This is a genomic window from Photobacterium jeanii, assembly GCF_001650345.1.
Classification (GTDB): domain Bacteria; phylum Pseudomonadota; class Gammaproteobacteria; order Enterobacterales; family Vibrionaceae; genus Photobacterium; species Photobacterium jeanii.
The window spans coordinates 764455-789963 of sequence record NZ_LVHF01000012.1; the positions used below are offsets into that span (position 1 = coordinate 764455).

General features: G+C 45.2%; 18 protein-coding genes. 6 read left to right on the top strand and 12 right to left on the bottom strand.

Going from position 1 to position 25509, the window contains the following annotated elements; all coding sequences use genetic code 11:
- The first annotated feature begins 66 nt into the window (after positions 1-66).
- On the top strand, positions 67-354 hold the full coding sequence (locus tag A3K86_RS04835) for a Bor family protein (protein WP_068328468.1): 288 nt from the start codon (positions 67-69) through the stop codon (positions 352-354).
- A 91-nt stretch (positions 355-445) separates the two neighbouring features.
- On the opposite strand, the gene torA is transcribed toward A3K86_RS04835, so the two are convergent.
- The 5 genes from torA to A3K86_RS04860 form a co-directional block, all read right to left on the bottom strand.
- Positions 446-2932: a trimethylamine-N-oxide reductase TorA gene (gene torA, locus A3K86_RS04840; protein WP_068328470.1), complete on the bottom strand. Its 2487-nt coding sequence runs from the start codon at positions 2930-2932 to the stop codon at positions 446-448.
- Positions 2933-2944: 12 nt separating this feature from the next.
- A complete protein-coding gene (gene torC, locus A3K86_RS04845) occupies positions 2945-4129 on the bottom strand; it encodes a pentaheme c-type cytochrome TorC (RefSeq protein WP_068328471.1) in 1185 nt (394 codons plus the stop codon).
- A 41-nt stretch (positions 4130-4170) separates the two neighbouring features.
- A complete protein-coding gene (gene torE / locus A3K86_RS04850) occupies positions 4171-4344 on the bottom strand; it encodes a trimethylamine N-oxide reductase system protein TorE (RefSeq protein ID WP_068328472.1) in 174 nt (57 codons plus the stop codon).
- A 252-nt stretch (positions 4345-4596) separates the two neighbouring features.
- A complete protein-coding gene (locus tag A3K86_RS04855) occupies positions 4597-5391 on the bottom strand; it encodes a tetratricopeptide repeat protein (RefSeq protein WP_068328474.1) in 795 nt (264 codons plus the stop codon).
- Between the two features lie 344 nt (positions 5392-5735).
- Positions 5736-6737, bottom strand: coding sequence for a hypothetical protein (locus A3K86_RS04860; RefSeq protein WP_084406513.1), 1002 nt, complete (start codon positions 6735-6737; stop codon positions 5736-5738).
- A gap of 443 nt (positions 6738-7180) precedes the next feature.
- On the opposite strand from A3K86_RS04860, the gene A3K86_RS04865 reads away from it, so the two are divergent.
- Together A3K86_RS04865 and A3K86_RS04870 are read left to right on the top strand one after the other, a co-directional pair.
- Positions 7181-7933 (top strand): hypothetical protein, encoded by a 753-nt coding sequence (locus tag A3K86_RS04865; RefSeq protein WP_068328481.1) that lies wholly within the window; start codon positions 7181-7183, stop codon positions 7931-7933.
- A gap of 13 nt (positions 7934-7946) precedes the next feature.
- Positions 7947-8621: a hypothetical protein gene (locus tag A3K86_RS04870; protein WP_068328484.1), complete on the top strand. Its 675-nt coding sequence runs from the start codon at positions 7947-7949 to the stop codon at positions 8619-8621.
- Positions 8622-8709: 88 nt separating this feature from the next.
- Here A3K86_RS04870 and A3K86_RS04875 read toward each other — a convergent pair whose 3' ends face one another.
- Complete coding sequence (locus A3K86_RS04875) at positions 8710-10218, bottom strand: APC family permease (RefSeq protein ID WP_068328487.1); 1509 nt, start codon at positions 10216-10218, stop codon at positions 8710-8712.
- Between the two features lie 66 nt (positions 10219-10284).
- A complete protein-coding gene (locus tag A3K86_RS04880) occupies positions 10285-13449 on the bottom strand; it encodes a glycoside hydrolase family 2 TIM barrel-domain containing protein (protein ID WP_068328490.1) in 3165 nt (1054 codons plus the stop codon).
- A gap of 292 nt (positions 13450-13741) precedes the next feature.
- Between A3K86_RS04880 and ebgR the strand changes: the two genes are divergently transcribed.
- On the top strand, positions 13742-14707 hold the full coding sequence (ebgR, locus tag A3K86_RS04885) for a transcriptional regulator EbgR (protein ID WP_068328493.1): 966 nt from the start codon (positions 13742-13744) through the stop codon (positions 14705-14707).
- An 81-nt stretch (positions 14708-14788) separates the two neighbouring features.
- Here the strand turns inward: ebgR and mukB are convergent, their stop codons facing one another.
- Genes mukB through cmoM form a run of 4 tightly spaced genes read right to left on the bottom strand, consistent with a single transcriptional unit; the run spans position 14789 to position 22101 of the window.
- Positions 14789-19249 carry a chromosome partition protein MukB gene (gene mukB / locus A3K86_RS04890; protein ID WP_068328495.1) on the bottom strand — a complete coding sequence of 1487 codons (4461 nt, stop codon included), beginning with the start codon at positions 19247-19249 and terminating at the stop codon, positions 14789-14791.
- Entirely contained in the window at positions 19249-19983 is a 735-nt protein-coding gene (gene mukE / locus A3K86_RS04895; protein ID WP_068328499.1) for a chromosome partition protein MukE, read from the bottom strand. Before mukE ends, mukB begins: the two co-directional genes overlap by 1 nt.
- A complete protein-coding gene (gene mukF / locus A3K86_RS04900) occupies positions 19964-21286 on the bottom strand; it encodes a chromosome partition protein MukF (RefSeq protein ID WP_068328504.1) in 1323 nt (440 codons plus the stop codon). The genes mukE and mukF overlap by 20 nt, the downstream gene beginning before the upstream one ends.
- Entirely contained in the window at positions 21283-22101 is an 819-nt protein-coding gene (gene cmoM, locus A3K86_RS04905) for a tRNA uridine 5-oxyacetic acid(34) methyltransferase CmoM (protein WP_068328518.1), read from the bottom strand. Before cmoM ends, mukF begins: the two co-directional genes overlap by 4 nt.
- Before the next feature lie 119 nt (positions 22102-22220).
- Here cmoM and elyC point away from each other — a divergent pair, with 119 nt between their 5' ends.
- The gene (gene elyC, locus A3K86_RS04910; protein ID WP_068328522.1) at positions 22221-23054 is read left to right on the top strand and encodes an envelope biogenesis factor ElyC; all 834 of its coding nucleotides are present in this window, start codon (positions 22221-22223) and stop codon (positions 23052-23054) included.
- 216 nt (positions 23055-23270) lie between these two features.
- Positions 23271-24653, top strand: coding sequence for an L-cystine transporter (locus A3K86_RS04915; protein WP_068328524.1), 1383 nt, complete (start codon positions 23271-23273; stop codon positions 24651-24653).
- Positions 24654-24760: 107 nt separating this feature from the next.
- Here A3K86_RS04915 and kdsB read toward each other — a convergent pair whose 3' ends face one another.
- Complete coding sequence (gene kdsB, locus A3K86_RS04920) at positions 24761-25507, bottom strand: 3-deoxy-manno-octulosonate cytidylyltransferase (protein ID WP_068328527.1); 747 nt, start codon at positions 25505-25507, stop codon at positions 24761-24763.
- Positions 25508-25509 lie beyond the last annotated feature (2 nt).

Sequence of the window (25509 nt, forward strand, 5' to 3'; positions counted from 1 at the left end):
AAACTATATATTTAATAGCGACTTTGCTCAAATACCGCTCTCAAAACAATTATGGTATTTACAAAAATGAAAAAAGTAATTATTGCAGCAACCGTTGCTCTATTTATGAGTGGTTGTGCACAACAGTCTTTCGTAATGTCTGACAACAACAGCGTACTTAAAGAAGAAAACTCTCAGCATTTCTTTATTAATGGCTTAGCTCAAGAAAAAGAAATTAATGCTTCTGACGTTTGTGGTGGTACAGATAAAGTAGCTAAAGTTGAAGTTCAACAAACATTCTTAAACGGCGTGTTAAGAGCTGTTACTTTGGGTATTTATACTCCTCGTGAAGCTCGAGTATATTGTAAATCATAAGTAACCTATAAAATAAAGCCAGTAGACTACTCTCCTTCTACTGGCTTTCTTCTTAATTGATAAATTAACCAAAAAATATAAGTGGTTTATATTAACTGCTTTCGCCCACGTTTATCGGACCACCAAACGATGTTACTGGTGGCACTTCACCTTTGAACTTCTCAAATTCAACCACCACCGTATTCGCACTGGTTGCCTGCGCAAGTTCTGATGAACCTATATCTTGCGTTAAGGTATTAGGGTCGCCATAAGTATCTATCGCACCGATCTTTTCGTTGAGCGGCCCGTACCAAGCCCCTTCGTGAATACGAATAACACCACGAGGATAGTTATCAGATACCTTAGCCCCAGCTAACAACTGGCCTCGATCGTTATACACCCGCACAATATCGCCATCACTGACACCGCGCTCTTTAGCATCTTCAGGGTTGATATACACGGGTTCACGACCTTGCACCGTATACGTTGCACGATATTCTTCAGACTCACACATTTGCGAGTGTAGGCGCTGATCTGGGTGGCAAGATTGCAACCAAATAGGATACTTACCTGATCCCGGCCCACCGTGCGAGCGTTCCGATTTTTCAAACCACATCGGATGACCTTGACAGTGTTCGTAACCAAAACGATCAATCTTACGACTAAAGATCTCGATAAAGCCTGATGGTGTGCCTAATGGATTGATTTCAGGATCTTCACGGAAAGCGGCATGACGAACAAAGTTCTTACCTTCACCAAACTCGACCACACCATCTTGCCAGAACTTATCAAACTCAGGCATTTCAAAGTTCGCTTTATTGGCTTCTCGGCACTCACCATAGAGCTGACGTAGCCATTCCATTTCATTCATGCCACGGGTGTACTCTTTGGCACGCCCGAAACGTTCACACAGCTCAGTAAAGATTTGGAAGTCAGTTTTGGATTGATAAAGCGGATCCACCAGCTTGTGCATCGCCAAAATACCCGATGCCGAATATGCCCCATAAAGGTCAATATCGTTACGTTCAAACTGGGTACAAGCAGGCAAAACAATGTCGGAGAAACGGCAAGTTGCCGTCCATGCAAACTCAATAGTGACGACCGTTTGCAGTTTCTGGAATGCTGTTTTCATCCGGTTGCGATCTTGATGGTGATGCCAAGGATTACAACCGCTAACGACTAACATTTTGGTGTCTGGCAGTATAACTTTATTGCCGTTGTATCGAATCTCTTTGCCCGGCTCTAAAATAGCATCAACCCAGCGGGCAACTGGTATGGTACTACTGTAGCCCTTAAAGTCGTTGTTATCCCATTTTGGTTTTTTCCCTTCGTCGACATTACGTGGGAAACCGCCAGGACCGGATGCGCCTGTAGGTGGAATACCCACCCCACTGTAATGGTGAGAATATGATACACCGCCGCCAGGTAAGCCAACTTGGCCTATCATGGCAGCCAATACAGCCCCCATCCAGTATGGTTGCTCACCATGCTGCTGACGCTGAATTGCCCAACCGAAAATCAATTGAGTACGGTCTTTTACCAATAGACGGGCAAACTCACGAATTTCGTCGGCTTTCACGCCACAAATTGGCTCTGCCCATTCCGGTGTTTTCTCCACTTTATCTTTTGATTTGCCTTCAAGATATGGCACAAATTCATTGAAGCCTAAAGCATAAGTTTCGATGAATTTCTTATCATAGAGCTCTTCTTTATACAGGGTATGAGCTATCCCCAACATGAAGGCGACATCAGATTGTGGGTTTACATAGATCTGATCGCAATTGAAGTAATTCTGGCTCTTAGATTTCACAGGATCGATTGAGATCACCTTGATCTCCCCTTTGGCGATCTTGTCTTTTAGTTGCTCATAATAAGCATAAGAGCCGTGGGTTTCACATTGCCAACCCACTTGGGTATTTTTAATCGGATCATTCGCCCACAGCACAATCGTTTTACTATTTTCGAGAATATCAGGCCACGACGTTCCTTGCGCATAAACCTCGGTTGAGCCTAATACATAGGGTAAAATGGTTTGTCCTGCTCCAGTCGAATAGTCCCCGACTTTCTTAATGAAATTACCATGCATGGCAACCGCACGTTGCATGTGGTTACCACAGCTGTGGAATTGCCCTGTTTGACGCCACCCCGTTTGCCCAGCGTGAATAGCCCAAGGGCCATAATCTTTCTGGATACGCTCAAGTTCTTGGTAAAAGAGATCGAGTGCTTCATCCCATGTCACTCGAATGAAGCGGTTATCACCTCGAGTATCACCACTGTATTTATGCTTTTTCAGCCACTCAAGGCGTACCATGGGGTAACGCACTCGCGATGGACTGTAGATAATCCCTTTAATGCCTTTGAGCATATCGGTTGGGTACTTATCAAACTCCAGCGGTTTAATTTCTTGCACTTTACCGTTATAAATTTTGGCGCGGAAAGCGCCCCAGTGTGAACCTGAAACCTTCCACACTCCATCTGAAGCATAAGGCGAAACTTCTTCAGCAGCTCTTGCGGCCTGCATCAATAAACTAGGACCAATCACAGACGCAGCTGATGTCGTCGCGAGCCCTTTCAAAAATTTACGTCGACTTAAAGACATAGCTTGATCCTTCTAGTGATGACCTTCGACAAAATCAGATGAGTGTTTCTGTAGGTACTTAAGTACCAATGCTTCACTGTCATGATCTAAGTTGACGAATGCCAACATACCGTTAAACATGCCCGGCCAAGTATTGGCATCGAAGTGGGCTTCTTCTGGTTGGGTATGACACACACTACAGTTGGTGTTGTAAGCTGATTTGGTTTCGCTCCAAATATCTTCTACATTCGCCAATAGCGATTCTTTAGGCATCCAAAGTTTGACCGAAACACGTTGCCAAGGCAGACCTGTTAGCTCATCTTCTTTTTCTTCAAATTTCTCAACCAAAGTGTCACTGGTTGCCGCATCTTTACTAAGCGCTGCGGTTGGAATGTTCATACCGAAGTCTTCATTAATAACGCGACCAAAGCCTTTGGTCTTACGCCAACCGTTAATCTCAACTTGCACCGCATTGTCTTTAACTGCGACCACTTTGACTTCAGATGCCGGATTGAGCTGACCACCATCTTCGGTCATCGCTTCATCGACAAACATTGGTAGATAACGCACGCTGAAATAGGTGTTACCTTCAGAGAACTGCGTATTTTGCGATTTAGCTACCAACTGCGACACCATGCCACCTGAAGCTTCCATATTTCCTGGAAGTTCGTGCGCTATCCCTTTATGACAATCCAGACAACTTTGATCTCGTTCTGCCGCTTGCTTCATTTGGGTTTGAGCAAGCTCCGACATTTGATCCCAATCCATGCTGTCGTAGTTATGACAGCTTTTACATTCAAGCGAACCATTGGCAGCAAAGCGTTCCCACTCGTGGTTTGCCAGCTCTAAACGTTTTTCTAAGAATTTTTCGCGGGTATCGATAGTGCCAAAAATTGCACCAAAAACTTCTTTACTGGCCTGCATCTTACGGGCGATTTTATCTGTCCAATTATGCGGAACATGACAGTCTGGACAGGTTGCTCTCACCCCTGAATGATTCGACCAGTGAACCGTTTGCTGCAACTCTTCGTATACATTGTCACGCATCTCGTGACAGCCAATACAAAACTTCTCGGTGTTGGTCAGTTCAAGGGCGGTGTTAAAGCCCCCCCAAAACATGACACCAGCGATAAAACCACCGAGTGTTAAGACACCTAAACTAATGTGAACCGCAGGACGCCAAAATGTCGCCCACAGTTTTTTTAACCAACTCATCATAGTCTTGACCTACCTTGTCGTGGATTGTGTTGAAGGCTCAATTAACCGTGACCGGGAGGGCCGAGGAAGAAGACCTGTAGCATCCAGACGATAAAGCCGTAACCGCCGACCAATGCTATGGCCAAGATAGGAAAGAGAAATATGGTTATGAAGATGAATGAGCGCCACTCGTACTTTGCTCTTTCATCCCCTTTAGGGATATCTTTATCTGTCATGCTCACACCTTTTGTTGTTATCACCTACCCCTTAAGCATTAAAAAAGAGCAGGCACTATCAACGAAAGTATAGTTAAGGATTCTGGCACGACAGGTATGCGATGAAATTATCGTTAGCTAGCCACACAAATAGTGATGGGCGTCAATAATTCCTGTACGGATTAAATTTAACCAAAAGAAAAAAAGCACCGAACAAGGTCTGTCCGGTGCTTGGGTCTGCCAAACATTTAGGTCTGGCTTAGAGAGGAAGGTTTATAGCGAAGCGCTATAAATAGTTTTGTTATTTTTATAAAGATTTAAACGTTGTGAAAACTTATTGAAACGTTGGTTTTCTTCTTTTGGCAATTTGCTTAACGCCATTTCTTGCGCTTTTACTGCATCGGTAAACTCACCACATGCGGCATAAGCGGCTGCTAAGTTATCGAAGTCTCCCGCATCGTTAGCACCAACACGGTGGATAATTTGTTTCGCCATTTTTAGCGCTCGTTCACCGTCACGCAACTCTTCATCAGAGCAGGTTGCGTACAACCAAACAAGGTTACGCTTTGAGTCAACAGAACCTGCATTGGCTGCATCTTTGAACCATTTGATTGCATTAGCACAATCCGTTTTTCCTGTACCTGCACCTGATGCATAGAAGTGACCCAGTTCAATCATGGCTGGTACTGAACCTTCTGCGGCTGCTTGTGTGTACCAATCTACGGCTTGTTTGTTGTCGCGAGGTAAACCACGACCATTTTTGAACAAATCGCCAATCATGGTTTTAACTTCAGGCATGTCGGTAGCGGCTTTCTTTAGCCAGTACATGCCTTTTAATGGATCAGCTCGTAAGCCATTCGTACCTTCAAGGTAAGCGCGACCTAAGAACAGTTGCATATTCTTATCGCCTTGTTCAGCTTCAAGCTCAACATATTTCAACGTAGAGAGAAGATGATTCTCAGGAGACGTTGTTACGGACGCATGCGCCATATTAATTCCGTATCCAGTGGCTGCTAAACCAAACATCGCACCGATAACAACATTTTTTAAAGTCATAACTGCTGGCATAAAACGTTCTCTCAAGTTGCTCTCTCTAATCTGGGAATGGAATTTACCGATCGCCTGTACAAAAAACAACCAATATTATTTGGGCAATCGTGCCTGATTAGCACAACAAAGAGAAGAGAAGTTATGAGCTGTCAGTAGGTTATTGTGAAAGTAATCATGAAAAGAAAGTGCAATAAGTGAGAGATAGATCGCACGTAGTCACCAATTATAGCGCTATAAACTGTTCATGAGCTGAATAACGCTTAGAGAGCAAAAATAGAAAACGATACGTAAAAGCGCCAGCATGAGCTGACGCTTTCATTCATTTTACCAAGTAGCAAATAAGACTCTTGTCGTCATAACCCTTATTGGAAATCGATGTTCAATACATCTTTACCTAGCTTGTAACCTTTTTGGCTAGAGTCGACATTCAAAACGTCATTTACTACATCAGGTAAATCAAACAAGCCATTACATACCAGCGTTAAGTCGTAATCACCTGATTCAATATGCTTGAACTCGTAAGAGTTATCTTGACCTACTTTAGCCGTTACTACAGGTTCTGTTTCCGAACCCATATCACCGTAACTTTCGGTATCTGACTCGTAGAGATAAACATAAGCGTCAACCATTGAAGCTGCACATGCCGATGGGTTTATGCTACCAATAATGCTGCCCGCTTCATCGTTGTTCACTAAACGTAGACCGCGATTTTTCATCTCGTACGCGTCTTCTTTAAGCTGCAACATGCTACGAAGATCAAATGCAAACGTGATGGTTTGTGGAATATCGAAGTTTAAGTTCAGGCCTTCAAAAGTAAGCTCATCTGCAACTTTGAGCGGTTTTAAATCGCCAAAAATATCACGAACATGCGAATATGGCGTGTTCAAAATATCACCATAACCGCCTTCATCCACAGTCGATAATGCAACCGACACATAGTCACCCGCCGCCATTAGTTGGTCTTCAAGTAGGCGAACTAAATCAACACCTGTCAGGTCTGTTAGGTTCAATACCACAAACAATGGATTACCATCACCATCGGTTGGGATCTCTCCATCAACAGGGACACAATCATCTGAACTTGCAGCTTGTTCAAACGACTCAGGCGTCCAATTGACGATATCACCCACATTGTTGATGAAGGTCATGCCATCAATCGCCACACAGACTTTTGATACATCTTTATCTGTTGGTGTTTCTGGAATTGGCGATTCAGCCACATCGGCAGATACAGGCACTTGAGCTGACGCTCCGCCCTCACCTGCACTCGGCGCTAGACTGCCGCCGCCATCTGAATCTCCATCGGAACCACCACACCCAATCACCACAAACATGGTGAGCACTATCAGTATTATATTTTTCATGTCATCACCCCTACGACAAAGTGAAAATAGGCCGTTATTGTTGTGGTGTTGTCACCACCCTTGTTATATCAGTGCCTTATCTATGGCGCTGTATAGATGCCGCATATTTACGGTCTAGTTGTGCTGGATGGCCGACCCAGCCGCTACACCAATATGATTAACACTGCTGCGAACGGAATTAATCAGATTGGTAATGAAATTTTAGGTGCTCTGATAGAGGTGACAGGGTTATCTGAAGCTGTGTTAACGATTGAGAAAAGGATCTTATAGGCAAGACAAAAAATGCAGTTTCGAGGCAAATTCACGATTGTAATAGTGCGGGATATTAATAGTGTATCTACGGGAGACATCACGCAGAGAAAGCGCCCTTCCCATGTTAAATTGCAGCACGCCTGATAGGCTACCAGTGACATATCAACAACTCAGGCTTGCATGCTCTAACTATGAAATATCCGGTACTTTCTCAGTCGCACTTTCGTGCATTATCGTTATTCCACGCGGTTAAATCAGCTTGGGTGTACGTCTGTTTTATCGCTTTAAGTGTTATCAGCGTTTCCGCTCACGCTCTCTATCCTACCGTGGTGTATCAAGAGAATTTTCAAGGTTTCACTTTTTCATCATCCACCACAGCTAATATCAGCAACGAACCACTTCGCTTCGCAGGCAAAGGCCAAACAGAAGTTACCATCAGCACATGCCAACAATTAAAGCCCCAAATGCCTTCAGAAATTGCTGACTATGAATATTCCCGTTACTTCCGCGCAGTAACAACGTGCGCAGCAATCGAAAAGCTAGCCGAGGCAAAACCTGCCGTCACACGCCCAATGGGGCAACTACTTGATATGAATTGGCTTGAATCTCTCCCAGCCAAAGCGATTCCCTATCCCAAAACTGACCATATCAACAATGCACTAACCATCGCCCACCAGCTCAAGTTCAAGCAGGTTAAGCTCTCGGCATCCAACAACTACGAACTCATTACCGAGCACGACCGCATTTACTTAACGCCACTCGCCCGTGCTGATTTTACCCACGATGGCAATGAAGACATTTTGCTGCAAACAGAATGGTACCCACAGGACGCCTTCGGAAAGTATGTTGATTTACTCATCATCAGCAAAGCGCACGAAAAAGCCATGCCTGTTATTACTTGGCGATTGGTAAAACCTGATTTAACCAAACAAGAGCAAATCTAACGAAGGATGAATAATGAAAACCTTCGGCGCTTTATTGCTTGCGATATTAATTAACCAAACAGCAGGGGCAGCAGAGCGACTGACTAAGAAGCAGATCGTCACTCACCACTTTGACGGGTTGATCATTGATGAGCGAAAAGCTGGAACCACCCGACTCGAAAATATTGAGTTTGATTTAATGAGTGGTGTCAGCAAAAAAATCGACACCTGTAGCGAAGTTAACAACCTAAACAGTAATAATGTTGCCCACTTTGAATTCTATCGCTTCCGTACACTACAAATGGCGTGCAAGGCTGTTGACTTATATGTTTCAGCTAAAAACGCTAACAAGAGCAGCTTTCCTAAACAACTCTCTGTTAGCTGGCTCAAGTCTATACCGGCCAATACAGCACCATTTTTAAGCCGCGAAGAGTTTAACTTAAGAAAGAATAAGAGTGTTGATGACTACTACTCAAAAGGAACAGTAAGTGTCGACAATGATAAATTTAAGCTTTTAACAACTACAGATGAAATCTATTTTACTGTTTTAGCGAGAGGTGACTTCTCTAACAATGGCATTGAAGACATTCTAATCCAAACTGATTGGGCTTCACGCGAAGCTTCAGGAGTACATGCTGACTTGGTCATCCTCAGCCAAAACAGCCAAAAATCACCGACTTATATAAGCTGGCGCTTTAATCAAATTTAGCCTGATTTATCATTAATAACCTAGATACTACAATGCCGCACACAATTAATGTGAGCGGCATTTTTTCTTCGGTTTATTTCAGAATAAGTTAATTCTGCCCAACTAAATTGAACAATGAATTATCATTCGGGTTCTTCGCACGCCATTTATTGTACGCGTAGCTACAATATGTAAACGCACCAATGATACTCAGTGGACCAAGGATAGTTTGAATAAGTGAGCCTTGAAAATTCGCTTCCCACAGTTCAGGGCTTGGAACCAATGCAGCAATGGTTGATGCAAGGAAAATCACCAACATCGGCACCACGGCTAATACAGGCAGTAACTTCCCTTTTCCTAAGAAATAAAAATCACGTTTAAAGTTTTGATTATCTGAATCTAGGCGTAGTTTTAAGTAGCCAACCACCATGAACAACACAGGAATTGTTGCCGCACCACCGTTTAAGTTTTTAACCGCAACAAGAATTTCATTTATGTCAGAACTAAATTGACCCACCATAAATAGGATCAAAATAAAGGTAACTAAAATACCTTGCATACGTAATGCATTCACTGGCGTACCTTCGTTGTTAACGACTGATAGCTTGTCGCCAAAAATGCCTTTCGGTGCATCCACAAACAGCATCTTCACAGGTGCGGCAGTCCATAGCATTAACGAACCACATAAGGTTGTAACGAGTAGGAAGAATGCAATCACGTTCGTCCACCAGAGTGGGAAACCTAATTGCTGGAATGCTACATAAATTGCAGAAAGTAGGCCCAATTCCGCTGCTTGTTCTGCTGGCAGGATCATATTCATCATCACCGCAGAAAGCAGCATGATTGCCGAGAAGATCACGACATTTAATAGCAAGGCCAAACGGAACGAACGCTCACCACCTTTAATGTTTCGTTTGTACGCGGCTAAAGCTTCCAAACCACCTAAAGATTGCAATGCCCAAGACATAGACGCAATGCGTGACCATGAAAGATCAATGGTTGTCATCCACTGAGGAACAACAGCTTGACCGTCAAATGTCACTTCGCCAAACGATAGTTTGTAAGCCGCGGAAACCAAGAACACGATAGTTAACGAGAAGCCGGCATAACCTGCGAAAGATAATAACTTCGACAGCATTTTCGGACCTTTCATTGATACCCATGTCGCCAGCCAGAAAAGTGCAATCGACGCGATACTAATAACAGGTTTAAACCACATCTGATTAGTTAAGTTAGTTACCCATTCAACGTCACTGTATAAGGTATATAAGAAGTAAGTAATACAGTTAGGCAGTAAGTCGACGAAGTAAAAAATATTAACGTAGAAATAAAAGAAGCCCGCAATAAAGCCATACTTTCTACCGAGTATTAAATTAAGCCATGTTTGGTAACCACTCTCAGAGTCTTTAATCTTTTCAAGTGACGACAACTCAATGATCATAAATACGTAAGGGATGGCGTAACAAAGTGTGGCAACCGCATATAGAATCCACGAGTTGTAACCCCAATCCGTGTATTGAGAGACAATACCTTTCAGTACAAAGCCACCGCCGGCAATAGAGAAGAATAAGAATGTCATCAATGACATTTTATATCTATTATCAGATGCTTCTGACATATCAATTTCCTTTTAATCTGAGTGGAATAAACCAGCACCTATGGGTGCTGGTTTGCTGTCTTGGAATTAGTTAATTGGGCGAACCACGAACGAGTAGCTGTAGTTTTTCGCCGGGAGTTGGTATTGAGCTGGAGGAAGCGATCCCCATGAGTTTTGACCGCCCGTCCCCATTTGCGCTAAGTCGATATTCAATGTGGTGACTCCACTTGGCTGAACATCAACGCCGTTTTTTTGCGAAATTGGCGTTAAGCCTGAGGCACTTTCACTTTCTAGATCTGGTACAAAATCGAGCTCTTTGGCTTCAAACGGCCAAGCACTCATATTGAGCAACTGGTCGTCAGCAACAACTTCGATACCTTGACCATGAATGTTGGTGAGCTTGAACCAGCGAATATCCGTCTTGTTGCCTGATTCTTGAGGGCGTGGGTATGCGTGGAAGTTATCCCAAAGCGTACCGCCGAAAACACCGACTTTCTGACCTTTACGATCTGAGTACGTCTCGACCTCGCCGCGCCCGTACCATTTCATATACCTATATTCTTGAGGGAGAACGACTTGCGAGCCTACGCGAGGAATAATTGGTAATTCCGAATCATCAGTCACAAAGTCAAAGTCGACTTTCATCTCACCAGATGGGAATACCGTGTAGGTGTAAGTCACTTCACTGCTAACAGCCGGTAACGCAAATTGCGCCTTAATGACGACAGCGTTTAGGCTGTCATTGGTGTCACAACCAAGATTGAGTAGTTCTTTGTTTTGACCCGCCTCTTTCCAAACTGAAGCGAACTCATGAACACCAGCGCCTAAATCGTTGTCGGTCATACCGCGCCAGAAGTTAGGAATAAAGCTAAAGTCAGTGATGTTCACTGTACCGACTTGATACTGTTTGAGATCCCCTGTTTGCGCACAGAAAACAAGACGGAATGCATCGCCTGTTATTGCAACACTGTCTGCTGTTCGCTCAACACTTGGCGTCGAGCCCGCTACAATATTTTGGTCAATGATATTTTTAGAAGCTGTATTTAGAACGACTGGGCGCTCAGTCAGATTGAACTGCCCCCAGCCGATTTCAGCGCCAAGACCAAGTAGCGCACTTTGGTATTTCTCGCGAGCACTGAGCGTGATGATGTGCTCTTTACCAGCAATAAATACATCATGATTAATACCAACAATAAACTCAGCACTTGTATTTGGCGGTACGTCGTCAAGAGCGACAAAACCGGAATGCACAGCTTCACCGTCGGCTAAGATCTCGTAGGTGATTTCAAGGTGTTGAAGGTTGATAAAGTCGTAACGGTTTTGAATTTCAAAGATGCCGTTTTCCGCATTGATGGCATTAAAGCGAATTGGTGAATAAACCTTTTTCACTTCTGTCATATGAGGGTGTGGGACACGATCAGCACCAACCAAACCATCATTCATGAAGTTACCGTCGGTCTGCATCGTTGGGTGGTAGTCTTTACCGTAACCCCAGTATTTTTCACCGCGCTCATTGGTTAGCTCTAGAGCATGATCCATCCACTCCCAAATAAAGCCGCCTTGCAAGTTGTCGTTGGCATCAATGATTTCCCAGTAATCACCTAAGATACCAACCGAATTCCCCATCGCATGGGCGTACTCAATCATGATCATAGGACGCGAATCACCTTGCTTCGCAAATGACTCTAATCGCTCTAAGGTTGGGTACATTGGGCACACAATATCGGTGTAAGGCAGCTCACCTGCTGGTTCATATTGAACAGGACGGCTGTTATCACGCGCTTTGATCCAGTTGTACATGGTATCGAAAATCATACCTGTACCGGCTTCGTTCCCCATCGACCAGATAATGATTGAAGGGTGGTTTTTATCGCGCTCAACCATAGCTTTAACACGGTCTAAGTGCGCAGGCAGCCAAGATTCATCGTCACCAATTTGAGTATCAGGGCTTAGTGCCAGAGGATGAGATTCGATATTGGCTTCATCAATGACGTATAAACCATATTGATCACAAAGCTGGTACCAACGAGAGTGGCATGGGAAGTGGCTGGTGCGAACGGCGTTGATGTTGTGCTCTTTCATCAACTGAATGTCGCGTAGCATGTTTTCTTCGGTTGGTACGTGACCTAGTGTTGGATGTAGCTCATGACGGTTAACACCTTTGATCTTGATCGCGACGCCATTCACCAGCAGGCGACCATCCCCAATGCTTACTCGTCTAAAGCCAACCTTGTGGCTAGTTACTTCAATGAGGTTGTGTTCGCTATCAAAAATAGAAACTAACAAGGTGTATAAGTTAGGCGTTTCAGCCGTCCAAAGCTGCGGCGTTTCGATTTGACCTTGGAAACTAATTTCTGAATCACCCGTTCCACACTCTAAAGCTTCTTGATTGGCGAAAACTCGTGCCATGCTCGCGCTATTATCTAACAACTCAGCTTTTACATAGAGTGGAGACGACTCATTCAAATAGTTCTGAATTTGGGTTGTGATGCGAAATGATGCACTTTGGAAATCGTCTGATAGATCTTGCTGGAAATAAACGTCATAGATACGGTGCGATGCCGTGGAATAGATAAAGACTTCACGCTCAAAGCCCGACATATCAAGCATGTCTTGCTTCTCTACATAGCTCGCGTTAGACCAGCGATAAACTTGAACAGCAATTTTGTTTTTGCCCTTCACTATGTGGTCGCTAATGCGGAATTCAGCCGGGTTTTTACTGTTTTGGGTATAGCCGACGCGTTCACCGTTAATCCAAATAAAGGCCGCGGTACGAACGCCACCAATATGAAGAAACGTCTCTTCACCTTGCCATGTGTCATCAAGATCAAACTCGGTGATATAAGAGCCAACAGGATTGTATTCGCGAGGAACATTGGGGCAAGTTGCATCAAACGCGTAGCGCTCATCAACATAAATCGCATTATCCCACCCCTGAGATTCCCAGTTGGCAGGTACTTTGATCATATCCCAGCTGCTTGCATCAAAATCCTTTTCAAAAAAGTGGCGCTCTCTTTGTTCTGGCTTGGTCGCTAAATTGAATTTCCATAAGCCATTAAGCGACAGATAGTTTCGCGTGCTAGCAGGATCATTGGCAATTGCTTCGAATTCATTAGTAAATGGAAATAAGAACGGACGAGGTGGCTCTTTGCATATTCCGTTAATCGCATGATCTTCTAATACTCGTGGGATCCCATTAACGTCCTCAAACAAGTGCTCGATTACACCGTCATCTCGCATATTTTTACTCATCGCTAAACCCTTTAGTAAAAGTTTTACTGAAATATGTGCGTAAGGTACTTATCTAATTAAAAGATGTATGTGAACAAAATCCCAAAAAGGTATATTTCGAAGTTAAATCTCCTGAATAGATCAAAACCGTGATCGGTAAACAGGATAAAAATCATTTATAAGCAATGCGTTAACACCAAATTACATTTTTGAAAGCAATGATTTCAGTACATACTCAAGAAATCCAAATTACGTCACTCTAATTAACCCCAGTGTATGTTTTACTAAAAAATTTGGTTCTGGAAATAAAATCATGGCCACATTGAAAGAAATTGCAGAGAAGGCAGGAGTGTCTATTTCAACTGTGTCGCGGGTACTCAATGACGATAAAACACTGAGTGTGAAAGATGATACTAGGCACAGGATCCTTGAAATAGCTGAGCAATTGCATTACCACTTTGCTAAATCCAAAGTTGATGCCACACATTCCTTTTTGGCTATTTATAATTACGGTCGTGAAATCGAAGTTGATGATCCCTATTACCTATCGATACGTCATGGGATAGAGATGCAGTGCGATAAGCTTGATATTTCGCTCTCCCACCAGTTCCAAGGTGAACCCTTTATTCATCGTAATAACATCACAGGCGTGATCATTGTCGGCGACGGTAAACAAACCATCATTAAGGCAAAAGAGTTAACGGATAATATTTGCCTCGTTGACTTCCGAGACGAAAAATCTAACTACGACTCAGTGAGTGTCAACTTGCACCAATTAACTCGCAGCATTGTCGACTTCTTCCATGCACAGAATTACCAAAGGGTCGGCTTTATTGGGGGCTATGATGAGATCGATCAAATCGACACCCGTGAATCGACATTCTGCTTATATGGCAAGCACTTAAACATTGTTGATAATGAGGATGTGTATAGAGGGGAATTCACCAGCCTATCTGGCTACAAACTAGCGTGTGAGATGCTCTCGAAACCGAATTATCCTCAAGCATTGTTCATCGCCAATGACTCTATTGCAGTCGGTGTGCTTCGAGCGATAAATGAAAAAGGGATCAAAGTCCCAGACGAGATTGCCTTAATCAGTGTAAATGATATCCCGTCAGCAAAATTTACTTCTCCCCCACTCTCTACCGTTAAGATCCACTCCGGGATGATGGGAGCACAAGCCGTGAATATGCTAGTCGAAAAGCACAGAGATGGGCGCGAATTGCCACTGTATGCCAACGTTAACTTTGAACTAATCCAGAGGGATACCACCCGTTAGCGTCACTGTTAAGAGACATAAAAAAAGACCTAGCCGCTTAAGCGACTAGGTCTTCAATTGAATATTTAGTTCCCGTATCGGTTACGCAGGATCTAAATCAAGTACATCTTGAATATTGGCTTGAGGCTTAGGCTCTTGACCAAAACCACGTAGACCCACCACATGTACGTGCTCGCGATCTTTGAAGATCTTACGAACCAGTTTGTAAGTCGTACCTTTCTCTGGGCTGATGTTTTCTGGCGCTGCAATCAATAACTGCATATCCAGACGATCACACAGTTCAAACAGAGTCGAGATAGATTTCGCATCCAGACGCGCTGCCTCATCAAGGAATAGCAGACGACAAGGAATGATATCTTTACCACGTAGACGACGCGATTCTTCTTCCCAGCTTTGAACAACCATCAATAGGATTGCCTGACCTGTACCGATTGCCTCACCGGTTGATAGTGCACCCGACTCAGCTTGTAGCCAACCATCAGTACCACGGTTAACTTCAATGCTTAGCTCAAGGTAGTTACGGTAATCCAGTAACTCTTCACCCAAGATTTGTGGCGAACGCTGACCCATATCGATATGCGGATTCAAACGTTGGAACAGTTTCGCAATCGCTTCAGAGAAAGTCAGGCGGTTGTTGCCAAACAAATCTTGGTGCTGATCTTGTTGCTCAGCCAAGCCTGCAAGTAGTGATTCGTGTGTATCACGTACTTTCACATTCAGACGTACACCTTTCACCTGACCGAAACCAATGTTCATTAGACCTTGGTTTAGCATGCGAATACGGTTCTGCTCACGTTGAATCGTCTTACGGATAATGTTCGCAACAGAATCAGAGCTGATTGCCAGACGCTGCTCACGTGCCGTTAGCTCGTCGCTTAGACGCGCCAGCTCCACTTCCATCTCTTCAATCGCTTCAACTGGGTCGTCGGTACGAATGATATCTTGGCGGATACGCTCACGAAGGTGTTGATATACCGCGATGTAGAACAAGACTTTACGCTCAGGACGAGATACATCTTCAGAAGCACGAAGTGCATCACGCAGATCTTCGTTATCCGCAACCGCAAGACGCAGTGCACCTAGCGATTTATCCGACAGTGAACGTAGCTCATCTGCTGACATGTATGCCATTTCACGACGGTGTAGACGACGCTCAACATCGTTTTCACGTGCAAGGCGTAGTACAGCACACCAACCCGCTTTCGCATTAACTACCAGCTTACGTAGGTCTTGGTATTCTTTGCCCACTTTACGTAGACGTTTCACCAAGCCCTTCATTTCTAGCTCAATCGAGGTGATCGATTTTTCAAGCTGGCTACGACGAGTACGTGAACTATGTAGACGTTCGTTCAGTTCATCACGACGCAGACGCGCACGCTCTTCTGCTTCAACATCAGCACGTACACCTAGCTCTTGCAGTTCACGTTCAAACTCTTGCACTGTTTCCAGTTTCGCTTGGTGTGAACTCTTCAGCGAAGCCATTAGCTGGTTGTATTGGTTGGCTTGTGAACGCGCTTGTTTCAACGCTTCACGGCCGCGATTACGTTCACGCTCAGCTGCAACCAATTTCGCTTTTAGCTGTTCGTTAAGCTCAGAACTCTTATTCAATAGCTCAACAGAATCGGCGTAACCAAAGTGGTGACGACGCTCAGCTAAATCAGCTACGGCAAAAATTTGTTTCTTCAGCGCTTGTAGCGATTGGTCTGCATCTTGGTACTGAATGTTCAGTGCTTCAAACTGCTGAGGATCGGCATCTAGCGCAGATACCAAACCTTCAAGTTCAGTAATAGCTTTACCATGACGGTCTAAGTAGTTACGCGCTTCATCAAGCTGTGCCAGTTGCGCTTCAACTTCAGCAAAACGCTCTGCGATAGTCTCATCTTCTAGCAAGTTAACCATTGGGCTAAGTTTACCCAATAGGTTCAGACCTTCACGCGCACCGTTTAGTTGGCTACGTTGTTGTTGCTCTTGTGCATCCACTTCAGATAGCTGACGAACCACTTGGTTACGCTGATCGCGTGCCGTTTTCAGCTCAGCTTCAGGGTCTGGTTGGAAAGCAACTGACAGGTGAGTGGCGACAAAGCTATTAAAGCTCTGGTACAAACGCTGTAGTTTTTGCGAATCGAATGACGCTTTAGCGTGATCTTCGACTACTTGCTCACGCTCTTCACGCAAGTGCTCTAGACGTTGTTCACGCGCTGCGCGACCGAACAATGGTACTTTCGGGAAACGAGAGTAACGTAGTTGACGATCGTTTAGGTGAACACATACCGCTTGGTCTAGTTCATCAACATCGAAGCCGCTGTCGTCAAACGAATCTGCATCACCTTCGATGATGTAAAGATCGTCAGGACAATCATCTAGCGCAATCAGCTTATCTTTAATACCTTTTAGATCGGGTACTACAATCGCGTGACGCGCAGGACCGTACATCGCACTGAAGTAAGGTGCATCAGCTAGCGTAATGTCGTCGTAGATCTCAGACAGCATGGTGCCGCCTAAAGTATCAGCAAGTGAACGTAACTGTGAATCATCGCTACCGCCTGGCTGTGCCAAACGCTCGATATCCAATTCAAGTTGTTGCTTACGCTGTGCCAGTTGATCGCGCATGCTTGATGCTTGACGCTCGCTATCGAGTGTCTTTTGCATCGCGCTCATTACCGCGTTGCTATCAAATAGCTCAAGCTGTGATTGTTCAGCCAATTTTTCTAGTGCATCGCTCGCTGCAATCCACGCAGGCGCTTTCGCTTCTAGCTGTTTAATTTGGCTGCCAAGCTGCTGCTCTTTACCACGAAGTTCACTACGTTGCTCAACCAAGGTTTCTTGGTTTTGCTCTAACGATTCTAGTGTTGCTTCATGGCGTGCTTGTTCTTCCGCTAGCGCCAGTTCGCTATCCACTGTGGTTGCAAAACGCTTGGTGTAGCTTTGGGCCAGTTCTTGCGCTTGGCGTTGCTGACGTACACCACGCTCTAAATCGCGGAACTGCGCTTTCAACTGTTCACCACGCTCAGCAACATGACGAAGCTGACGCGCATGCACGATCAGTTCTTGTGCTTTCGCACTTGCTTGTGCACGGTCAACCGCACCAGCAATAGTCGTAACAATTTGCAGACCTTTCTCAAACTGCTGCGCGGCAGCCGACGACATATCTAGCTTGTGTTTCAGTGCTAGCAATGCTGTGGTTTTCTGCTCTTCGCTTTGTTTAAGTTGGTTCAGGAATGCTGGCGCACTATCCGCCAATAGCTGCTCATCACCCGTTAGGTCGCGTGCTTTTTCTAGCGCTTGAACCGCTTGTTGATATTGAAGTGCACGGGTTTGCTGCATATCCAACGCTTGTTGGTAATCAGCAAGTTGCGTTTTCAGGCTATCAACTTCTTCTTCTGTCAGTAGAGCTTGTTCTTCCGCCATCGCAAGTTGTTCAGCAGCTTCTTCCACTACCATTACTTGCTCTTCAAGGCGCTCAGTTAGCTCTTCAAGATCTTCTTTATAACGCTCGATCTTCTCTTGCTGGCGAACAGCCGTTTGCACCAATTGCAGGTGATCAGAAGCCGCTTGGTGGTCTTGTTCAAGACCGGATTCGCGCTCGGTTAGCTCTTCAAGCTCAGCAGTGTGATTTTTTAGCGTGCTTTGGTGATCGTACAGGCCTTGGCGAGAACCCATCAGTTCGCCACGTAGGCTGAGGGTTTTCTCTAGGCGTTGTTGACGATCATTAGCGTGACGCATGTAGTCCGCTGCAACATAGTTAGTTGCTTCGGTGATTAAATGCTTGAACAGGTCACGGTCACTTTGCGTTAGCTTGATCGCTTCCAGCGTCATGCGGTTTTCACGCAGCGCAGCTTCCATATCTTGGAATGCTTTCTTAACGCCAGTATTTTGCGGTAGTAGGTAATCACGTAGTGAACGCGTGATTGCACTTGAAATACCACCGTAAAGCGATGCTTCGATCAGACGGTAGAACTTACCGCGATCAGTACCGTTGCGTAGTTTCTTCGGCAGTACACCGAACTCAAACATTTGCGCATGGTAATCGGTTACTGAGTTGAAGGCTTTAAATACAACGCCTTCCATTTCAGAAACTTGATCTTTCACTTCGTTAAGCTGACGAACACGCGCTTGGGTTTCAGAAACCGTTTCAACCAACACTTCGGTAGGTTTAATGTGCGAAGGCAAGCCTTGAATAATGAATGGCTTGATATCCACTTTCTTATCACGACCCGCAACTTGCTGTAGGCGAACCGCAAAAATAATGCGTTGTTTCTTCGAGTTCACAACGTCTAGCGCTGAGTAACATGAACCCGGTTTTAGCTTACCGTGAAGACCTTTATCGCGAGACGCTGCCGAACTACCCGCTTCCGTGGTGTTACGGAAGTGAAGTAGCGTTTGGTCTGGGATCAGTGAGGTAATGAATGCCGCCATCGTGGTCGACTTACCTGCACCGTTACCGCCCGATAAGGTTGTTACTAGGTTATCAATGTCAAAGGTACGGGCAAAAAAGCCGTTCCAGTTGACCATGGTGAGCGATTGATACTTACCGCGTTCCATCACACTTCACCTTCTTGTTCTGCTGTCTCTGTCGGCAGCTCTAATTGTTCTTCATGCTCTTCTTCATCAAGCAGGCTTGACTGGCTTGGCTCTTGTTGGTGAACCACAGCTTCACCGTCACGGATCAGACGTAACTGCGCTTCACGCACATCATCACCGCTACGAACATCAGCACCAAAGCGGAATACTGATTCGCTGATACGGAATTTACCGTTTTCGCCTACAGGAATGATCATGCCTAGACGACGCAGACGACGAAGTGATGTTTTCACTTTGTCGTACAGTTTTTCACGGTCTAAATCAGAGCCCGACGCGCGGTTTGTTACCAGCTTCATCAGCTTTTGTTCGTCCGCTAATGTCATCAGCTCGTCGAACAGCTCTTGGTTGGTGAAAATACCTTCGTGCGCCAAACGCTCTGGGCTTAGGTAAAGGAAACACAGTACCTTACCAACGAGCATGTCGATTTCAGCCAATACAGAACGACTGATCAGTGAGGTCGAACGTGGACGCAGGTAAAAGAAACCTTCAGGAGCACGCACTAACTCGGCGTTGTAACGCTTGTAGAACATGTGAAGTTCACGCTCTGCATCAATCAGCAAAGCATGGTTATCAAGATCTTCACTCGAAATATGACGACCAGAACGGAGCGCATTATCAAGTGCAGGGAAAAGCGGGTTAGCAATGGCTTTCGCCAGCTTTTCCGGCATAAATTCTTCAATATTTATCGATGACATTGGCTTGTACCTTAGCTCCGTAGTCGTTAATCGCTTCCCAGTCAGGCTGAATAGCATTGAAGTCCGATTCTGAGTAACCCAATCGAACGGCCTGATCGATCACAATCCGCGATAAATCAAAATGCTGAGCATGGGCATGTTCAGCAAGATACTCTTTCAGTAGCACGCTAAGGTTAATAGGTGCGCCTGTCTCTTTGTGCGCTTGCAGCATGGCAGCAACTTGTTCGGCAAGTTGGTCATTGACCGTGCTTAGCTCTTCGAACTCCATTTCTTCCGGCACAATACCTGTTACTTCATCATCACGAAGCACCAAAGCTTCATCGCGCATATCGAGTAAGCGCTCAGCATCGGCATAGGTTAGTAACCATGGGTTATCGAAGTATTCAGTCACCGACTGACGCAGACGCTGGCTGAATGCACGGTTTTTATCCATATCAATCGCGGTACGGATAAACTTATGGACGTGACGGTCGTAACCGATCCAAAGGTCAATCGCTTGCTGACCCCAGCTGATAATACGATCTAGTTTCATCTGAAGGATGAAAATCATGCCGTCGACAAAATCAAGCTCGAAGTTACCTTGGGTTTCTTCTTGAATAGTTAACAACTGGGTTTGCAGTTGGTCACCCGCCGCTTGCAGGGTGTCTTGCAGTTCACGCAGCGTACTTGACGTTTCGTCCAGTAGGCTTTCACAGCTGGTGATCGCGGCTTGCCAGTCTTGGTTCAGTAGCTCAGCAATGTCTTGTTTCACTTGCTGTTGCTGTTCATCCATGGTGCGCTGGTTCAAGTCGATGCGATCAAAGATCTCGGCAACTGAGTACTTCAACACAGCGTAAACATTACTACGCCAGTGTTTTTCATCACCACCTTCTTTCGCCGCGACTGCCGCCTTGTTGATTTCATCGGCTACCATCGCCAACTGAATCGACAATTTCAAGGTCGAGTATTCACGCTGACGCGCGTAGTAATCGGTGATCCCTAATGCCAGCGGGCTTAAACGGTAAATACTGGCACCGTCGTTCACTTCACTGGTAAAACGGGTAATTAGACGTTGGCGGACCAACTCATTAATGGCGTTATTGGCACGAAATGCGAGCGTTTCCTTCGATTGCTCGAACAGATCACTCACGATGCGAAATGCATCGATCAGCTCACCTTCCCCTAACTCTTCTTCAAAGCGATCACCGCTTAAAACAGCAATCGCCAACAAGAACGCCAGCCGCTCAGTTGGTAAGTTAAGCGAGAACTCATGCTGCTTAACCCAGGTTACCAACTCAGGAACGGTCTGGGTAACTTCACTCATCCGTTGTCCTTCTTGCTGTTAATAGTATCTGTCGCTACCACATGCGGCTTTTGAGCGTAAACATGGATGTAACGCCCAAGCGACAAATAAGGTTCTTGGCGACACAGCTTTTGCTCCATCTCAAGAACTTGTTCAAATGTGTAATCCCCAACCATGGTATCGCGCATGTAATCATGGAACGTGCGAACACCGGTTTTGCCAAGGATGTTAAAACCGCCCTCTTCGAGCCATTGGTAAACCTCTTCAGGTTTGATCCCTTGATATGGCTGGAGCTTAAAGCGCTTACGATGCGGCATCCCTTCTTCAACATGCGTCAGGTTGCCACAAATTAAATTCTTAAATAGCAAGCCATTGTAGTTGTAGAACATCACCGAGATAATCCCACCCGGTTTCACTTGTTCTAACAAACAATTCAATGCGTCTTGCGGATCCGCCAACCACTCCATCACGGCGTGGAACAGAACGAGATCTGCTGGCGCCTCTAAGTGCTCACCGATCTCCTGTACCGAACTGTGAACCAGACGATACTGCTCAAGCAGGCCATTTTTCGCAATGTCTTGCTCCGCTAATTTCAGCATTTCACCAGAGAGATCACACAATGTCACTCGGTGTCCTAGCTCGGCGAGTTTCTGCGAGAGTTGCCCAACACCACCACCTGCGTCAAGCACAGCTAATGGTTGTTCCGTCGGCAAGGCCGCTAAGATTTGCTGCAAATCTTGCCATACTACAGTCTGTCGGATCTGCCCTTTGGCGGTCCCGTAGATGTTTTTGGCAAATTTTTGCGCTAAGTCGTCAAAATTTCGATCTTCGATCACGGCTGCTTTACGTTATGATAGCGGGTCTAAAATGGTGTTTATTTTCTCACAAGCTTTATAGGAATAAAGGCTTGTGATGTCTTTTTAAGCTCAACTGCTGATTTTTCGGGCTAGATTCTATGTTTGAACTAAAAAAATTGATATCTGCACTACTCATGCCACTCCCCGCGATGCTAATTATTGGCTTTATCGGACTAATGCTACTGTGGTTTACCAAAAAGAAAACAGTGGCAGCCTCTATGCTCACTTGTTCATTACTGGGCATTTTCTTATTTGCGTTTCAACCTATCGCCACCGAGTTGCTAAAACCGATGGAACGCAAGTACAAGCCGTTCGTTCCCACTGAACAGCCTGTCGATTACATCATGGTGTTGGGAAGTGGCCATGTCATTGACCATGAAATGCCAATTACATCGCAACTGTCACGCACGGCATTAATGCGTTTATCAGAAGGAATGCGTATTCATCGTTTATATCCGAACGCCAAGCTGATTCTTTCTGGCTATGGCGGCGGCACCAATACCAGCCAAGCCCGCATGATGGCAAAAGTGGCGCTCGCGCTTGGGATCAACAAAACCGACATTCTGCTACTAGAAACCGCCAAAGATACATGGGAAGAAGCTTTTCAGGCTCACTCTGTGGTCGGTGATCGAAACCTAGTGTTAGTTACTTCTGCCAGCCATATGGAACGTGCGTTGTTTGAGTTTAATGAAGCAGGTATGAAGCCAATTCCAGCACCAACTAACTTCTTAGCGACCCGAAATATTTCACAGCCTTGGGCGAAGTACACCCCACAAGCAAAATACCTTGAGCAAACTGAACGCTACTGGCATGAAACTCTTGGTCAATGGTGGCAGCGTCTGCGCAATATTATTGGTAACCAAGCAGGACCGGTGAAAAAAGAAGCTCCAACCACAGCGGTAGTACTGACCAAAGGTGATATGGTTTCATAGCCTAATTTTGCTTTCACCTTTATTATCATTCTCTAAAGCCAGCTTCTCTGCTGGCTTTTTATTCTGCCTGACGCCATAACGCCCTTATATCCAGTTTTGTTATAAGTTGTGCGAAATTCATATATTGATAGCTATAAAAATCGCTCCCGTTTTTTAAACTATCTCTTTAATATCTCAGCCAATAGAAGATCAAACAGTTAAGTGGCTAGAGAAAGTATGTATTCAATTATTAACTTGGCATTGTTCGCCTTGCTCATTGCCCTATTGGCAAAACAACAGAAATCAGATCAAACCCTTTCAAAACGCGTTTTTACTGGCCTAGGTTTAGGTGTGCTATTTGGTGGTGCGCTGCAACTTATTTATGGGGGCGGTAGTGCGGTTATTAGCGAAACGCTTGAGTACGTTAATATCGTCGGTGCTGGTTATGTCAGCCTACTTAAAATGATCATCATGCCATTGATCATGGTGTCGATTATCGGTGCCATCATCAAAGTGAAAGATTCTGGTTCACTAGGCAAAATCTCAGGCTTAACCATTGGTATCCTACTGGCAACAACCGCAGTTTCTGCCGTTATTGGTTTATTCGTTAGTCACCTATTTGGCTTATCTGCAGAAGGTATTGTACAAGGTGCCCGTGAAATTGCCCGTGGTGCTGCGCTTGAAACCCGTTTAACCTCGGTAGAAAGCATTTCTTTTGCTGATATGGTTATTTCATTCTTCCCGGGTAACCCATTTGCCGATCTGGCAGGTAGCCGCGCAACCTCAACTATTGCGGTGGTGATTTTCTCTGCTTTCATTGGTGTGGCTGGTTTAAACGTTATCCGCACTCAGCCAGAGCTAGGCGCAAGCTTTGAGAAATTCGTACAAGTTGCACAAGAAGTTGTACGAACTCTGGTTCGCATGGTACTGAGCCTAACGCCATACGGTGTACTAGCACTAATGACGAAAGTTGTAGCAGGCTCAAATGTGGATGACATCCTTAGCCTACTGAACTTTGTTGTCGCCTCTTACGTTGGTTTAGCGCTAATCCTTGTGATGCATTTGCTACTGGTATCCTTTGTGGGTGTGAACCCTATTCGCTTTTTGAAGAAAGTGCTGCCAGTTCTGACCTTTGCTTTCACCTCACGCTCAAGTGCCGGAACTATCCCACTAAACATTGACGCACAAGTGAAACAACTAGGTAACGGTGAAGGCGTTTCTAACTTCTCTGCATCCTTCGGTGCGACTATGGGTCAAAACGGTTGTGCAGGTCTGTACCCTGCGATGCTGGCGGTAATGATTGCACCAACCGTGGGTATCAACCCAATGGATATCAGCTTTATCCTAACGCTAGTAGCAATCGTAACAATTAGCTCATTCGGTATTGCGGGTGTTGGTGGTGGTGCGACTTTTGCTGCCCTTATCGTACTCTCGGCACTGGATATGCCTGTTGCCCTAGCGGGTCTACTGATTTCGATTGAACCTCTAATCGATATGGGTCGTACCGCTATTAACGTCAGCGGCGCGATGACAGCAGGTACTGTTACTTCACGCTTGCTTGGTCAGGCTGACGAAACCATTTTCCAACAAGATGGTGACGCTGAAACTGCTAAAGCGTAATCCGTGAATTCCGCTTATTAAGCACAAAAAAATGCCACCTTTAATAAGGTGGCATTTTTGTATCTAACTTGAAGAGCACCAAATAAGGCAGTGCATCAAGATAACGCTTAGCCAATCAGCTCGCGTACTTTTTCCAAATCTTCTGGTGTGTCTACACCTGCTGGCGGCGTATCAATCGCAACATCTACGTGAATTTTCTCACCGTACCACAGCACGCGTAGTTGCTCTAGAGATTCAATTTTCTCTAACGCGCTTGGCTGCCAGTTAATGTACGTATTAATGAAGCCTGCACGGTAAGCGTAAATGCCTACGTGACGAAGAAGACTCTGGTGGATCTCTTGCGGGCGTTTCGCAAAGTTGTCACGATCCCAAGGAATAGACGCTCGGCTAAAGTATAGTGCGTAGCCATTAGCATCCATCACCACCTTCACCGCATTGGGATTAAACACTTCATCAGCGTGATCAATACGAACAGCCAGTGTCGCCATTGGCGCTTCACAACGAGAGAGGTTATCAGCCACTTGGCGAATAATACTTTCAGGGATCAGCGGCTCATCACCTTGTACGTTAACCACAATGTGATCGTCAGCCAATTGGTATTTCTCAACCACTTCAGCCAGACGTTCTGTGCCAGACTCATGATCGTCACGAGTTAAGCACACTTCACCACCAAAGCCTTTTACCACATCAACTATGCGTTGGTCATCGGTGGCAACAATCACTTGATCAGCACCAGATTTGCAGGCTTGTTCATACACCCATTGCACCATTGGCTTACCGCCAATATCAGCAAGTGGTTTACCCGGCAAACGGCTAGATTGGTAACGAGCAGGAATAACGACAGTAAAACCCATCT